Annotated in this window: 13 protein-coding genes; 2 read left to right on the forward strand and 11 right to left on the reverse strand. The window is 40.4% G+C overall.

All coding sequences use genetic code 11. The annotated features are described in order from the left end of the window. Positions 1 to 20 precede the first annotated feature (20 nt). The 8 genes from N0M92_RS19575 to N0M92_RS19610 all read right to left on the reverse strand — a co-directional run bounded on the left by N0M92_RS19575 (position 21) and on the right by N0M92_RS19610 (position 8,666). Positions 21 to 1,493: an acetaldehyde dehydrogenase (acetylating) gene (locus N0M92_RS19575; RefSeq protein WP_260287449.1), complete on the reverse strand. Its 1,473-nt coding sequence runs from the start codon at positions 1,491 to 1,493 to the stop codon at positions 21 to 23. Then, complete coding sequence (locus tag N0M92_RS19580) at positions 1,493 to 2,023, reverse strand: BMC domain-containing protein (protein ID WP_260287407.1); 531 nt, start codon at positions 2,021 to 2,023, stop codon at positions 1,493 to 1,495. The genes N0M92_RS19575 and N0M92_RS19580 overlap by 1 nt, the downstream gene beginning before the upstream one ends. Positions 2,024 to 2,129: 106 nt before the next feature. Then, positions 2,130 to 2,939 carry a phosphonoacetaldehyde hydrolase gene (phnX, locus tag N0M92_RS19585; protein ID WP_260287408.1) on the reverse strand — a complete coding sequence of 270 codons (810 nt, stop codon included), beginning with the start codon at positions 2,937 to 2,939 and terminating at the stop codon, positions 2,130 to 2,132. 129 nt (positions 2,940 to 3,068) lie between these two features. Beyond that, a complete protein-coding gene (locus N0M92_RS19590) occupies positions 3,069 to 4,256 on the reverse strand; it encodes a saccharopine dehydrogenase family protein (RefSeq protein WP_260287409.1) in 1,188 nt (395 codons plus the stop codon). A gap of 289 nt (positions 4,257 to 4,545) precedes the next feature. After that, complete coding sequence (locus tag N0M92_RS19595) at positions 4,546 to 5,076, reverse strand: MgtC/SapB family protein (protein ID WP_260287410.1); 531 nt, start codon at positions 5,074 to 5,076, stop codon at positions 4,546 to 4,548. 60 nt (positions 5,077 to 5,136) lie between these two features. Continuing rightward, positions 5,137 to 5,940 carry a DeoR/GlpR family DNA-binding transcription regulator gene (locus N0M92_RS19600; protein WP_260287411.1) on the reverse strand — a complete coding sequence of 268 codons (804 nt, stop codon included), beginning with the start codon at positions 5,938 to 5,940 and terminating at the stop codon, positions 5,137 to 5,139. A 158-nt stretch (positions 5,941 to 6,098) separates the two neighbouring features. Beyond that, positions 6,099 to 7,232 carry a 2-aminoethylphosphonate--pyruvate transaminase gene (gene phnW / locus N0M92_RS19605; RefSeq protein ID WP_260287414.1) on the reverse strand — a complete coding sequence of 378 codons (1,134 nt, stop codon included), beginning with the start codon at positions 7,230 to 7,232 and terminating at the stop codon, positions 6,099 to 6,101. 99 nt (positions 7,233 to 7,331) lie between these two features. Continuing rightward, positions 7,332 to 8,666: an MFS transporter gene (locus N0M92_RS19610; protein ID WP_260287415.1), complete on the reverse strand. Its 1,335-nt coding sequence runs from the start codon at positions 8,664 to 8,666 to the stop codon at positions 7,332 to 7,334. Between the two features lie 1,479 nt (positions 8,667 to 10,145). On the opposite strand from N0M92_RS19610, the gene N0M92_RS19615 reads away from it, so the two are divergent. Then, positions 10,146 to 10,496 (forward strand): RHS repeat-associated core domain-containing protein, encoded by a 351-nt coding sequence (locus N0M92_RS19615; protein WP_397443885.1) that lies wholly within the window; start codon positions 10,146 to 10,148, stop codon positions 10,494 to 10,496. Here N0M92_RS19615 and N0M92_RS19620 read toward each other — a convergent pair. Further along, a complete protein-coding gene (locus N0M92_RS19620) occupies positions 10,480 to 12,912 on the reverse strand; it encodes a collagen-like protein (protein ID WP_260287416.1) in 2,433 nt (810 codons plus the stop codon). The two genes, N0M92_RS19615 and N0M92_RS19620, sit on opposite strands and share 17 nt — an antisense overlap. A 19-nt stretch (positions 12,913 to 12,931) precedes the next feature. Between N0M92_RS19620 and N0M92_RS19625 the strand changes: the two genes are divergently transcribed. Next, complete coding sequence (locus N0M92_RS19625; protein WP_260287417.1) at positions 12,932 to 13,342, forward strand: hypothetical protein; 411 nt, start codon at positions 12,932 to 12,934, stop codon at positions 13,340 to 13,342. On the opposite strand, the gene N0M92_RS19630 is transcribed toward N0M92_RS19625, so the two are convergent. Both N0M92_RS19630 and N0M92_RS19635 read right to left on the reverse strand, forming a co-directional pair. Next, positions 13,331 to 13,498, reverse strand: coding sequence for a hypothetical protein (locus tag N0M92_RS19630; RefSeq protein ID WP_260287453.1), 168 nt, complete (start codon positions 13,496 to 13,498; stop codon positions 13,331 to 13,333). The genes N0M92_RS19625 and N0M92_RS19630 overlap by 12 nt on opposite strands. A gap of 611 nt (positions 13,499 to 14,109) precedes the next feature. Then, positions 14,110 to 14,841, reverse strand: a complete 732-nt coding sequence (locus tag N0M92_RS19635; RefSeq protein ID WP_260287418.1) for a thioesterase II family protein — start codon at positions 14,839 to 14,841, stop codon at positions 14,110 to 14,112. Positions 14,842 to 14,849: the final 8 nt, after the last annotated feature.

Genomic DNA, 14,849 nt, shown 5'->3' on the forward strand with positions numbered 1-14,849 from the left:
TATGCCTCCCTATTTATAAGTTATATTTTAAGTTCTTGCAGGACACTTTTCACGATATCCATAACTTCCGATCTTGAAATTGTTTTCTCACTACCTGTTGCCTCTTTTCGAGCATGAACATTGTCTGATTCTTGTTCATTGGACATTTCACGAACTCCAAAAGCAATTCGTTTTATATTCAACAAATGCTCTGGACCGATGTTATCCGACGATACATTGTTTCCATATGTTCCACAGCCAAGTGTCATGGATGGCGTAATCCCTGTCGTAGCACCAATTCCACCAAATGTTGTCCCAGAATTGACTACAACTCGAGATACTCTTTGTTCCAACCCTATCTTTTCAATAATTTGTTTGTCTTCAGAATGAATCCCAAGCGTATGCCCAAGTCCGCCTACTTTAAGCAATTCATTACAAACATGACTGGCCTCCTGCCAATCCTCAACAGTATAATAAGCTAAAATTGGAGATAACTTTTCTACTGAAAAAGGATAAGACTTTCCGATATTCGTTTCTTCCGCAATCAATACCTTAACCCCATCTGAAACGAAAATCCCTGCCATATTGGCCAATGTTTGTGGGGGTTTGCCCACTATTCCAGGATTTAACCTCCCGTTGACCATGATGATTTCCTCTATTTTTTTCTTTTCATAATCATCCAGGAAATATGCCCCTTCATTTTCCAACTCTTTTTTCACTTTTCTTTTTATACTTTTTTCTACAATGATCGCTTGTTCAGATGCACAGATGGTCCCATAATCAAATGTTTTACTTTGCACGATTTGTTTAACGGCTTTTTCTACATTTGCACTGGAATGAATAAAAACTGGAACATTTCCAGGTCCTACCCCATATGCAGGTTTACCTGAACTGTAAGCAGCCTTAACCATTTCTGTACCACCAGTAGCTAAAATAAGATCCGTTAACTTATGATTAATTAACTCATGTGCCGAAGGAAGTGTCGGATTTGTAATGCTTGAAATGATTCCTTTTGGTGCATTTGCTTCCACTGCAGCCTCTTGCAAAATTCTCACCGTTTCATTTGTACATTTTGCAGCAGCCGGGTGTGGACTAAAAACGATGGCATTTCTGGACTTTAATGAGATAAGTGCTTTAAAGATGGCTGTTGAGGTAGGGTTAGTGGACGGGACAATCCCCGCTATTATGCCCACCGGTTCAGCTACTTCCCACACTTGTTTTTCTTCATTACGGGAAATGATCCCTACTGTCTTTTTATCTTTCATTGATTCAAATATATCTCTTGCGGAAAATAGATTTTTTGTCCGCTTATCCTCTACCTTTCCATATCCCGTTTCATCAACAGCCATCGCTGCAAGCCTTCCAGCTTCCTTTGTAGCGGCTTGAGCCATACTCTGAACAATTTGATCAACTTGGTCTTGAGTCATTTTTTCCATTTTTTTCTGTGCTAACTTTGCTTGTTCAAGAAGCTGTCTTGCTTCTTGAATCGATTCAAGATCTTTATCCAACATCATCATTTATCCCCACCTTTCCCATTCTGAAGTGCATTTATATATTTTATTAATTCCTCTTTTTTCGCAGTTGTAATTTCTTGGGGAGATAGAGGGAAGCCACTTAGAGAATTGGCAAGCTTTCTTAACTCTTGGGTGCTCTTTTTATGAAGTTCTTTTACATTTTCATCGACTTTTTCACCACTAGCTATGGTACCTGGCTGTTCAACTCGCTGGATTGCTTTTTCACTTTTGACAGCCTTTTTTTCTTCTTCAAGCTTTGGAAATAGCATTTTGATAACATGATCATCCGGTCGCGCCAAAACACGTGAATAACGGAATATTCCGACTCTTCTAGCCGCTTCTTCTCCTACAATAACAGCCGATTGTACGGAAGAAACATCACCCACTATATAAATAGTAACAATCCCTGCATCTGCCCCTTGATAGGTAGTGATTTTTACATCAGCTGCCTTCGAAGCGGCATCTGCAGCAGCAATCATTGCGGGAAAGCCAATAGTTTCGACCAGACCTAATGCGTAGGCATTTTTCACCAATCATTTTCACCTCTCCGCCTCTTTGAATCCCGATTATAGGAATACTCCTTATATTGGTTGAAAGAATATTTTATCTTTTGTAGAAGGAGCGAACCTTATTTATTTAATCGCCATTAGCTAGGCGCAAATTAATTTTTGGAATTAATTGATCTAAGTCCCCGATACTATCAATAACATAATGAGCACCAGCTTCTTTAAATCTTTCCGCCACTACTTCCAGTTTTTCCGCTAAAATTTCTGGATCTAGAGCATTCACTTCTTCTTCCTTCAACCCTAATTCACTGCTGCCTCTTAATATGCCTACACTCCAAGAACCCGAGTTAATACCTTCTTTAATATCACTCACTGTATCTCCCACTTTAATAAAATGCTTCATAGGATAGACTCCTAAATTCATGGCATTTTGATAAATCATCCACGGAAACGGCCGACCAGCAGGCACATCATCCGGCGTTACTAGCAAATCTGGAGCGTAACCCCTTTTTTTCGCTCCTGCCGCAACAACTTCCATCATTTCAGCTGTATATCCAGTGGTAGAACCAATCTTTATCCCTTTTCTTCTTAGACGTTCAACTAATTCAATAGCACCTGGTATTGGAGTACAATAGTTAGGGAGTATCGAAAACAGCATAGGTTCAAAATCTGCATATAGAGCATCGACATCTTTATCTTCAGGCAGATTACCATACTTACTTTTCCATAATTCTGCGATTCGGTCCATATCGCACATTTTCCGAATATGATCCCACTTTAAGAGGCCCATTGGTGCTCGTGCTTCCTCATCTAACACTTCTATTCCTCTTTTTCTAAATACCTCTTTGAACACTTCTAGTGGTGCAAAGCAACCATAATCAACAGTTGTTCCTGCCCAGTCAAAAATAACCGCCTCAATTTGGGGAGAATGATTATTCAAAACGCCAACCTCCTTCTTCGACAACATCATTGGTATTTCTCCTATTTAAGTGAATGGGAGTTTTATTGTCATTTTTATTAAAAGATGTGGTTCCTATATCTCTATTTTTCTATCTTATTAAAATTGGCTCTATACGGTAGTTTCTTCTACACTCACATCAACAACTTCAATTTGTTCATGAACATGAATGCCTCTTTTCTTTAGTTCATCAAAAATCATTGTCGGTTCAAATGCTTCTTCTGGAATTAACACCCCTGTTTTTTCCACCAAGCCTTTAGCTATAATCTCAGTAGCTATCGCCATTGGGATTCCTACATTTCGAGTATAAGCTCTTAGCTTTTCCCATCCCTTAACGGATCCATCACTAGAGGGGTGAGTATGGTATAAAACATGACGCTTTTTAACACCATCTTTTATCCCGACTACTTCAACATGGAGAGAATACCCGTATAATTCAGTTTCTTGGCCTGCTTTTGACTGAAGCAAGTAATCACCAATAATATCCATAAGCCCTATTTCTTTTTCATTCACCACCACTTTTGGGTTTGCAATGATTCCGTAGTCATATAGCGAACGAACGAACTGCATATTTTGTTTAGGCCAAGTGCCCCTGACTTCGATTAGTTGTACGCCCTTACATGAAAGCGCTTTAGCTAATGTGCGTGTTTCAGAATGAGGAATAATATATTGAACGGTTTCACCATACGGCTCAGGCAGTTTGATATTTCTGGGCCTTGCAAATGGAGCAACTTGCACAAACTCACCTTTTTCAAAAACGATTCTTCCAGGAAGGTCAGGATCGTACTCATAAGTAGTTGTTTCTGTAATTGATTTTGAGAAGGCGATAGGCCTAAAAGACCCGTGGCTTACTCTAATAGATTCAACTTCTTCCAATTGATTGGCAGCGTGCATCGCCATCATTTGAGTTACACCTGGCGTCATCCCAAAGCCTGGAACTGCAGTTCTGTTGTTGATTTTGAAAATTTCCGAAAATTCATCTTCTGCACCAAATCCATTTAGATTGATTCCATGACATCCCGCTTCTGCAATACATGCCGTAGAAATACCATTTAATGTGATGGTAGTGCCATCCATTACTATATCGTAGCCCCTCATCTGCTCAACTGTTTCATCATGATTCATTACATTTACTTTCACGAAGTTCACACGAGGGTCGTTTAGTTCGTTAACTAATTCTTTCCCTAATGCTTCATTGAAATCACCAATTGTAATTTCATCAAATTCGGAGTACTCGACTAGATCAAGAACAGCTTCTCTACAGATTCTTCCAGCACCGCCTAAACAGAACACTTTCAATAGCAACACCCTCTTTTTTTGAAATATTCACTCAATTACGAGTTACTTAAAGTTTACCATATAGATATTGTTTTGTCCTGTTTTTACTTGTTTTTTATTTGTTTTTATTTGTTTTTATTTTTTTATTTTATTTTTACTTTGTTTTCCCCTTTATTTATTTCTAAATGATAAAGATCTTTTCAAGCAGCTATGTGGAACACCAAAATAAAAGGGTAAATAAATAAAAAGCCAAGTTCTCTAATCTCAAGAACTGGCTTTCTATTTTTTATAACTATTTAACATTATTACTCTATCCTTCTTGTACATCCTTACGACTTGGTATTCTATGCTGCATTCCTTTCTTTTCTTGTGATTTTGCTTGTCGATGTTCAATGTTGTTACTAATTTTTGTTAAAATGAAAGTAATGAAAACAGCCGCACATACAAGCCCATAAAATCCAGCACCAATTCCAATACCTACACCTCCAGCAAAAAACACCATAGCGGCAGATGTTAACCCTTGTACCCTAAGTCCGTCTTTTAAAATAAGACCAGCCCCTAAAAAACCCAGGCCAGAAACAATTTGTGCAGAAAGCCTCATAGGATCCATTCTAACATTTATATTTGAATGACTGAAAACGTCAACACTGTAAATTGAAACAAGAGTGATTAAAGTGCAAGATACAGAAACATAAGTAAATGTTTTTAATCCAGCTGGTTTGTTTTTTGCACTCCTATCCCAGCCGATAAACATTCCTAGCAGTGCACTGATTACTAGCCTTAAATAAATTTCTATATTTTTCAAAAAATGTTCTTCGTAAAATACAACTAAATGCTCCATTTGCTGATCCCCCTTCATAGGCAAAAAATTTGCCTATATTACTGAGAGGTTTTTTTGTTATTATTTTTCATCAATTGTAGTGTCTGCAACCAACCATTTTACATTGTTTTCTCTCAGTGGTGTTTCCCAATCACTTGGATGTTGTCTGTCGGATATCACCATACTTATATCTTGAAGATCCGCCATTTTATAATGGGTGCGTTTTCCTACCTTGGAATGATCAATTAATAATATCGACTTTTCTGATTGCGCGATTAGTTTCTTTGCTACCATACCTTTTGAAAAGTCATAGCTGGTTATACCACTTTTTATAGAAAGACCATCTGCCGATATAAAAAACTTGTCAATGTAGAGTCCATCCAGCATCTGCAATGTGAAAGGCCCAGATACTCTATGATGAGAAGTGTTGATCTCTCCACCTAACATGATAATTTTTCCTGAAAAAATATTTTGATGGTTTAAATCAATGAGAACAGAGAGGGAATTAATAGAAGTGGTATAAATAGTCAAGTTTTTCTTTTTCCGCAGATTTTTTGCCAATTGCAATGGTGTGCTCCCATCATCAATGGCTATTACATCGTTGTCATTAATAAGATTAACTGCTATTTCTCCGATTCTTCTTTTTTCATCAGAATGTATGACCTCTCTTTCATCAGTGGAAGGCTCCCCATTAAAAAATGAATTTTCAATAGCCCCACCATAGACTTTTTTTAACTTTTCTTCCTGATGTAATTCATCTAAGTATTTCCGAATGGTTTCAGTTGAAACCTTTAATATGCCCGATAGATCCTTAACCGTAACTTTTCCGCTAACCTCTAATAATTCTAGAATTTTTCTCTTTCTTTCTTCTCCAGCTAATGACAAGACTTTCACCCCAAAATTAGTATTTCCATCATTGTTTCATAAGTTTGATTAAATTACTATTCTAACCGGGATTTCCAATATCCGTTAAAAAGAAATCCAATCTATAAAAAAAAGTATAAGAAACAATGATGGAAGATACAAGCATTCTAAGGAAAGACTTAGTTATTAAATGCAGGTTTCTGCCAATAGCTGCTTTGCTCAATCGCAAGTAATAAAGCTTCCATATCGCTTTGATGTACATTTCCGATGTTACCAATTCTAAACGTATTTAAATTGGTGACTTTTCCTGGATAGATCACAAATCCCTTTTCTTTTAATTTTTTGTAAAATTCAGTAAACTCAAATTCCTTATCTTGCGGATAATAGAAAGGCGTAATAAATGGTGATTGTAATTCATCGGGAAGCAACGGTTTGAAATTAAGCTTTTTCATTCCTTCCACAAGGATCCTTTGGTTATTTCTATATCTTTCTGCTCTTCTCTTTATTCCACCTTCTTCAGCTAATTCTTTTAATGCTTGTGCAAATGCTCGAACTACATGGGTTGGAGAAGTGAATCGCCACTTACCATTATCGTTTTCCATTGTTTTCCATTGATCATAAAGATCCAGTGATAGAGACCTTGCGTTTGACTTGCATTTTGCAAACTCTTCAATTTTGACGATGGCAAAACCAAAACCAGGTACGCCCTCGATACACTTATTTGCACTGCTAATAAGAAAATCAATGTTCAATGTATCTATATCCATTTCAATGCCACCGAAGCTGCTCATCGCGTCTACAATAAAAATCTTGTTATGTTTTTTGACAATTTCACTTACTTTTTCAATAGGGTTTAGCATACCGGTTGTAGTTTCACAATGAACAATGGCAACATGAGTTATATCTTGATCATTCTCCAAAGTTTTATTTAACTCATTCAAGTCTGGATGATTAACCTCCCCACTATCTAATACAACCGTATTAATTCCAAGGATACCCGATATTTTTGCTATCCTATTTCCATATGCCCCGTTGGCTAGCACCAGTAATTTCCCGCTTTTTGGAATCACGGTTCCAATTACAGATTCCACACTAAAAGTCCCACTTCCCTGCATCAAAACAGCTGAGTACTTATCCTTTGTATTAGTTGCTAGTTGTACAATCGTCTTCCTGATATCTTGAACAATATTATTATAGTCATCATCCCAAGTACACCAATCCTTCATCATTGCTAATTTTACCGTTTCAGTTGTAGTTAATGGACCAGGGGTCAGTAATAAATAAGGATTGTTTGTAATATCATTAACATTCATTTTAATTCCACCTTTTTAAAGTTTTTTTTACTTTTATTAATTTCCTATTTGTTTGGATCTATAAATAATCAATTAACATATACAAAAAACAGACATACTTCAATTCTTAATTATTTTGTCCGCTAAATAAGGTTGATTTTTTGTGGATGCACTATTTTCACGTTCGCTCATCGTTTTCAGTAAGACTACACAAATTAGTGATAAAACACCAAGTAACATGAGGTAGATTGCAGCAGGAAGCCACGAACCATTAAACTTTGCAATAAGCCAAGTAGCAATTAATGGTGCTGTACCTCCGAAAAGGGCGGCACCTAATTGATAGCCTACAGAAATTCCTGTATAACGGATCTCTGCTTTAAACATTTCAGAGAATAACGTGCCCATAACGGAAGTAATGATAGACCAAAGAGCATATCCGATCATTACCGCAACTGTTAGCAAAAGTACTGATTTCTTGGAGAGTAAAAGGAAGTATGGTATTGAGAAGATAATTACCCCTAACGTCCCACCTACAAAAATACTTTTCCTTCCAATTCGGTCAGATAATTTACCAATAAGAGGAATCATAAAGAGAGAAACTAGTGTCCCGATCGTCACGGCATTTAATACCGGACTTTCCGGCATCTTTAATGTATTAGTAGCGTATGAGACCCCAAAAGTCGCAAACATATAGAAAGGAGCGGTCTCAATGGCTTTTGCACCTGTAATCAAAAGTACTTCTTTCCAATGGTATTTTAGTGTATCAGCAATCGGAAGTTTAGACACTTTGCCTTCATCTTTTGCCTTTTGAAAATCTGGGGTTTCCTCTAAACCATTCCGTATCCATAAACCGATGAAGACTAGCGCCAAGCTTCCAACGAATGGTATACGCCACCCCCACGAAAGAAAAGCGGCATCTGGCAACAAGCTCACCAGAGATATGGTAGCGGTGGCAAGGATCATTCCTACAGCTGCTCCCATCATCGGGATACTTCCTGCAAAACCACGTTTTTCTTTCTCTGTATATTCTACTGCCAGAAGGACTGCTCCTCCCCATTCACCTCCCACAGCGATTCCTTGAATCAACCTTAAAGTGACAAGCAAAACTGGTGCCCAAACCCCAATGGATTGGTAACCAGGTAATAAACCAATGAGGGCTGTACTCACACCCATGATTCCAAGGGTATATATTAATGACTTTTTTCTCCCAATTTTGTCTCCAATGTGGCTAAAAATAATACCTCCAAGCGGACGAAAGAAGTAAGGTATCCCAAAAGATGCCAATGCAATCAGTAAACCTACCGCTGGACTAAAATTCGGGAAGAAAAGTTTGTTGAAAACTAATGAAGCCACAGTACCATACAACAAATAATCATAATATTCTATTGAACTACCAATCAAACTTGCAACCAAGGCTTTCCTTTTGACCTTTTTCGAGTGAACTATTACCGACATAAAAACCCCCCTTTTTTTTAAATTCCAAAGATGAAAGCGTTTTCTAATGTGTAAAATAACATATCACATTTTCTGACAATTTGGAATATTTTTTCTATATTTTTTTTTATTTAATTGGCTTTAAGGTTTTTTTATGTTGGTTTTTATTTGTTTTCTGAAATATATGTTAAAAATTAAGATTTATAACTTTTCACTTATGAGGAGATAAATGAACGTTTACAGACGCAATATATTTTATTCCAGCTTCGTTTTTGCGGTTGCGGGCCGTGGCTGCTTATTGATTGGAACCTTGTTCATTGGGTTATGTAAACCATAGGCAGTCAAGAGCCAATGAATGTTCTTATATAACAGAAAACGAGATTTTATTTACTTTGTCCTAAATTAAGAGGCATAATCTTACTTAAAAAGGCTATTTACGAACCTCAACCTCTTCGTTCGAGAATGGACGCATGTTAAAAGCGCTGAAGAGCATATCAGCGCTTTTTTCATTAGGCTGTTTTCGCATAATTTATTGCTATTTACCAAGTAAAGCGGTGTGGTTGATTTCCCCTCCAGATGCTAGCTTTCCGCGGGGCGGGCGGTGATCCTTCTCGGCGTAAACGCCTGCTGTCCCGCTGCTCCCGCAGGAGTCTCGCACATGCGCTCCAATCAACGTTAAATAGTTTCGTACTAAAAACAACAATCTTTACGAAAAGAGCCTTTTATTATGATGAAAACATAAGAAACCCAAAACGATTTATGATACACGGTGAACTAAAAAACAACTTTCAATTGTTCCAGTTCTCAAAGTATTCCTTTTAGTACTTTGTAACTTTATAAATAAATTCATTATAGCAATATAAAAGTAAATTATTCACAAATAATTATTCATCAGGAAAATAATATGAATAAAGTTTTGATTTTCGAGAGATTTAGTGACTTTTTGAAAAAAAGATGGACATCAGATCATCAAGCTACTATTTCACCTAAAAGCAGTGAAGGTTCTTGGAACAGTGCAGTTGTACCAGTAAAAGCTCTTTTTCTAATTTTAACAATTACTATCCATCCCTCCATTTTTTTCAGAATATTCATTTTTTTCATGAGTATTTTTTGTAATATACTAATTCATGTAAAAGGAATATTATAATGAAATTATTAACTGGTACTATATCATTGTCTGTTTCTTTTATCTGATTATTTATTTATATGGTTTAAAAGTCGATCACTCCATAAAATATAATGGAATCTTTTTTACTTTTCCAACCATCTTATTATTAATAGCTTTATTCTGTTTTGTATCGATTGTGATGAAAAAGAACAATACAAAAGAAAACGAAAAGCCTTACTCAACTAGCAACTAATAACCTGCACGTAAATGGTTTCGATCATCAAATATTATCATAATATCCCCACTCTAGTGGAATTCGTAATGCAGATGATGAAGAAGTTGGTTCTTACGAGTATGATTCTTATGGTAATGTTTTAGCAGTTGAAGGGAACATCGCAAAAGATAATCCTGTACGATGCGCTGGCTATTACTATGATGAGGAAACAAAAAATTATTATCTACAAGCTCAGTACTATAATCCAGAAAACGGAGCATTCTTAGCATTAGACCCACATCCAGGAGAAGAAGATGACCCTTTATCACAGAATGGGTATACGTATGGGAATAATAATCCCGTTATGAATGTAGATCCGGATGGTAATATCGCTGTAAGAACTTCTTTCTTAATTAGTGGAATTAATGTTGCTATTGCACTTGCACTTGGATATAGTGTTTTCTGGTTTGAAACAAGAAAGCGGCCAACGTATAATAGGCCGCTTATTTATCTTAATTTAATTTCATAATGTGCACCGAAGCGTCAACAGTTGGTTCTGTTCCCCCTTCTGGTGAATTTAAAGTAACGGTACCAGTTTGGGATGTGAAGTTTCTTAGAGTGAGCGTCGCTGGAGCGGTAGTTACGGTAACAATTACTCTTCCATTCAATTGGGGAGTATTAGAGGTACCGTATATCGAACCCGGAACCAGTACACTATTAAGGAATAAAGCAAATTGTTTACCAGTACCAGGTACAGTCGTAACCCCAAAAAGGACAGAATAATTACCTGTTGTCGGAAGAATAATTTGCGCTGTTCCAGGTGTATGGGTAATGCCAACAAGTGGTCCGTTTGTATCAAACGTTACATCTGAATTTACTGGTACATTCTGTACGGATTGGTTATAAACATATCCAAACGTTGATATTCCGGATGTACCCGTTGGTCCGGTGGCTCCTGTTGGTCCCGTTGCCCCAGTCGGCCCAGTCGCTCCCGTTACTCCGGTGGCTCCCGTTGCTCCCGTTAGTCCTGTTGCCCCCGTTGGTCCTGTTGGTCCTGTGGTTCCCGTTGCTCCCGTTGCCCCAGTCGGCCCAGTCGCTCCCGTTACTCCGGTGGCTCCCGTCGCTCCCGTTGCTCCTGTTGGTCCTGTGGTTCCCGTTGCTCCCGTTGCTCCCGTCGCTCCTGTTGCTCCCGTTGTTCCAGTTGGTCCTGTCAGCCCAGTTGGTCCTGTTGCTCCAGTCGCTCCGGTTAGTCCGGTGGGTCCTGTTCCTCCGGTGGCTCCCGTCGCTCCCGTTGCTCCCGTTAGTCCTGTTGCTCCAGTCGCTCCTGTTGCTCCAGTCGCTCCTATTGCTCCCGTTGCTCCAGTCGCTCCTGTTGCTCCCGTTGTTCCAGTTGGTCCTGTTCCTTCGGTTGGTCCTGTTCCTCCAGTCGCTCCTGTTGCTCCCGTTGCTCCAGTCGCTCCTGTTGCTCCCGTTGTTCCAGTTGGTCCTGTTCCTCCGGTGGCTCCCGTCGCTCCCGTTGCTCCCGTTAGTCCTGTTGCTCCAGTCGCTCCTGTTGCTCCCGTTGTTCCCGTTGTTCCAGTTGGTCCTGTTCCTCCGGTTGGTCCTGCTGCTCCGGTTGCCCCAGTCGGCCCAGTCGGCCCAGTCGCTCCCGTTTCTCCCGTGGCTCCCGTTAGTCCGGTGGCTCCCGTTACTCCGGTGGCTCCAGTCGCTCCGGTTAGTCCGGTGGGTCCTGTTCCTCCGGTGGCTCCCGTCGCTCCCGTTAGTCCTGTTGCTCCCGTCGCTCCTGTTGCTCCCGTTGCTCCCGTTGCTCCAGTCGCTCCTGTTGCTCCCGTTGTTCCAGTTGGTCCTGTTCCTCCAGTTGGTCCTGCTGCTCCGGTTGCCCCAGTCGGCCCAGTCGGCCCAGTCGCTCCCGTTTCTCCCGTTAGTCCGGTGGGTCCTGTTCCTCCGGTGGCTCCAGTCGCTCCCGTTAGTCCTGTTGCTCCAGTCGCTCCTGTTGCTCCCGTTGCTCCAGTCGCTCCTGTTGCTCCCGTTGTTCCGGTTGGTCCTGTTCCTCCGGTTGGTCCTGCTGCTCCGGTTGCCCCAGTCGGCCCAGTCGGCCCAGTCGCTCCCGTTTCTCCCGTGGCTCCCGTTTCTCCCGTGGCTCCCGTCGCTCCGGTTGCCCCAGTCGGCCCAGTCGCTCCCGTTAGTCCGGTGGCTCCCGTTTCTCCCGTGGCTCCCGTTTCTCCCATGGCTCCCGTCGCTCCTGTTGGTCCGGTGGCTCCCGTTTCTCCCGTTAGTCCTGTTGCTCCAGTCGCTCCTGTTGCTCCAGTTGTTCCGGTTGGTCCTGTTCCTCCGGTTGGTCCTGCTGCTCCGGTTGCCCCAGTCGGCCCAGTCGACCCAGTCGACCCAGTCGACCCAGTCGCTCCCGTTAGTCCGGTGGCTCCCGTTTCTCCCGTCGCTCCTGTTGGTCCTATTGCCCCTGTTGGTCCCGCTGCTCCGGTTGCCCCAGTCGGCCCAGTCACTCCCGTTAGTCCGGTGGCTCCCGTTTCTCCCGTTAGTCCGGTGGCTCCCGTCGCTCCGGTTGCCCCTGTTGGTCCGGTGGCTCCCGTTAGTCCGGTTGCTCCAGTTGCTCCCGTTTCTCCTGTTGGTCCTGTTTCTCCTATTGGTCCCGCTGCTCCGGTTGCCCCAGTCGGCCCAGTCACTCCCGTTAGTCCGGTGGCTCCCGTTTCTCCCGTGGCTCCCGTTAGTCCAGTGGCTCCCGTTGGTCCGGTGGCTCCTGTTGGTCCTGTTGCCCCTGTTGGTCCGGTGGCTCCCGTTGGTCCGGTGGCTCCTGTTGGACAGTTGCATTTAAAAGGAAAAAAGTCACAACCTTGTGGTGGTTGTAACTTTTCAACACAAGCATTGATATTTGGATGGGATGGATCCAGGAGGCGATAACCTTTAAAAGGTTGATTATTGTTAGTCATATACCCCACCTCTAGATAGTTGCTTATTTATTATATTAAGTGGAGGCTTATCTGGTTCAATAAGAAAGCAAAGGTTGGACAGTTAGAATTTGAACTAAAGAATAATCAAAAGCTTTTTAAAAAACAAAAAGCAATGTTTGAAGCAGATATAATTGATATAGATGAATTAATTCATAAAACTGATTCCCTTCGAGAAATTGAAAAAAGAATTTTATCCGAACTAAAGATGTATAAACAAACTGAGTCTGTAAAAATTGATGAAATTCTTTATATTTCTGAAAATATTCATTCACTATGGGAATACGCTAATGATTTCGAAAGAAAACAAATGATGACTACCTTGTTTTCACAGTTAATTATTGATACCAATGATGAATATAAAATAGGAACTGGTAAAGCACGTAAGATTATCATTGTTTCAGAAAAATGATAAAATGTCTTTCGTTGGCGGGGGTACACTGATTCCATGGGCATCGATACCTTCCGCTGCAATATGTAACGTCAGTCCCTTTGAACTTGCCCGCCGGAACCTGCTTCCGGTAACCATTGGTTTGGCAGTTACTACGATAGTCGCGATGTTTCTCATTTAATCGGTCTGTATTGATGTTTGTCGACTCTACTCACGGAACGGCCTCTCTATTTCCATTCCCATATTTATAAGGAGGTTCGGTTAGTCTCACCCCGAACCCTGAAAATGACTTGGTTATCCTTCATGTTTTTTTCTTTTTTATATGAAGTGATTGAAGATATATATGACACTCCTGCCGAATAACTGGCTAGCCGATTCCCCACAGACGTTTACTTGGAGTGGATTTCTGAAATCAATTGGAACTTTTTTAATTTGTCTACAGTTAAGGTGATTGGAATGGAAGGTGCGAGGCTCCTGCGGGAATAGCGCGTCTAGAGGAGACCCTGCTGGCGCAAGCAGAGGAGGATCCCGGACGCCCGCGGAAAGCGAGTGCCCTTCGTTACAATCAACGTCCAAATACTAAAACCAATAAAAAACTGTAGATATACTCGATTTTCATTGAGTTTATCTACAGTATCAAAGGACTGAATAAATCAGTCCTTTTTTTAGATGAAGATTGGGTTTCATGGTTATCCAAGCCGATTTTGCCAAACTTACATTAAATTATTTCGGCTTCCGAAACTAATTGGCGGAACAAATTTCAGTTGTATTAAAGACAGTCCGCAGCCTTAAATCAGAACTTCACAACGACTATTGAGTAAATACTCTTGAATGATTTTTAAAACGAGAGACTGGTTTTGCTTTATATAGAAATGATCACCCTTTAATATATGCAATCCTTCAATATGTTCAATATATTCATTCCAGCTTTCGATACTCTCCTTCGTCACGGTATCATCCGAGCCCAAAAGCAAAACGGCTTTATTTCCCACCTTTTTATTGCGCTTTTTTTCCTGGTGATAGTTGGCTAAAACATTCAAGTCCGACTGGATTATCGGAAGGAATATATTCATGAAATCTTCGGTTTCCAGGAGTTCCTTGTTCGTTCCTCCGATTTTTTCAAGCGATTGCTTTAAACGTTTTGCATTAGAGCAATCGATTTGATCTACTTTATAATTTGGAGACGATTTACTTGAAATGAATATATGCTCTACTTTTTTAGCATATCTCTCTTCTAATTTTGCCGCAATTTCATAGGCTACGATCGCACCCATGCTATGTCCAAACAAAGATATGCTTCCCAGTGTATCCATTTGATGCTTCGTTTCCATTTCTTTCATTAATATATCCGTCAAATCCGCCATATGGTCACACAATGGTTCACTATATTTACTGCCATGTCCTGGGTATTCCAGCGGGACTACCTCTATCACATCATCATCAAATTTCCATTCCCTATAAAAAGATGCACTTCCCCCTGCATAAGGGAAACAAAAAATTGTCTTCTTCAGCCCTTCCATCCCCCTCT

It is taken from the genome of Peribacillus aracenensis (genome assembly GCF_025175645.1).
Classification (GTDB): domain Bacteria; phylum Bacillota; class Bacilli; order Bacillales; family DSM-1321; genus Peribacillus; species Peribacillus aracenensis.

Bases quoted from the DNA above. Each gene is read 5' to 3' on its own strand.
- N0M92_RS19575 (WP_260287449.1), bottom strand. From the start codon at position 1,493: ATGATGTTGGATAAAGATCTTGAATCGATTCAAGAAGCAAGACAGCTT.
- N0M92_RS19595 (WP_260287410.1), bottom strand. From the start codon at position 5,076: ATGGAGCATTTAGTTGTATTTTACGAAGAACATTTTTTGAAAAATATA.
- phnW (WP_260287414.1), bottom strand. From the start codon at position 7,232: ATGAATGTTAATGATATTACAAACAATCCTTATTTATTACTGACCCCT.
- N0M92_RS19610 (WP_260287415.1), bottom strand. From the start codon at position 8,666: ATGTCGGTAATAGTTCACTCGAAAAAGGTCAAAAGGAAAGCCTTGGTT.
- N0M92_RS19620 (WP_260287416.1), bottom strand. From the start codon at position 12,912: ATGACTAACAATAATCAACCTTTTAAAGGTTATCGCCTCCTGGATCCA.
- N0M92_RS19630 (WP_260287453.1), bottom strand. From the start codon at position 13,498: ATGAGAAACATCGCGACTATCGTAGTAACTGCCAAACCAATGGTTACC.
- N0M92_RS19635 (WP_260287418.1), bottom strand. From the start codon at position 14,841: ATGGAAGGGCTGAAGAAGACAATTTTTTGTTTCCCTTATGCAGGGGGA.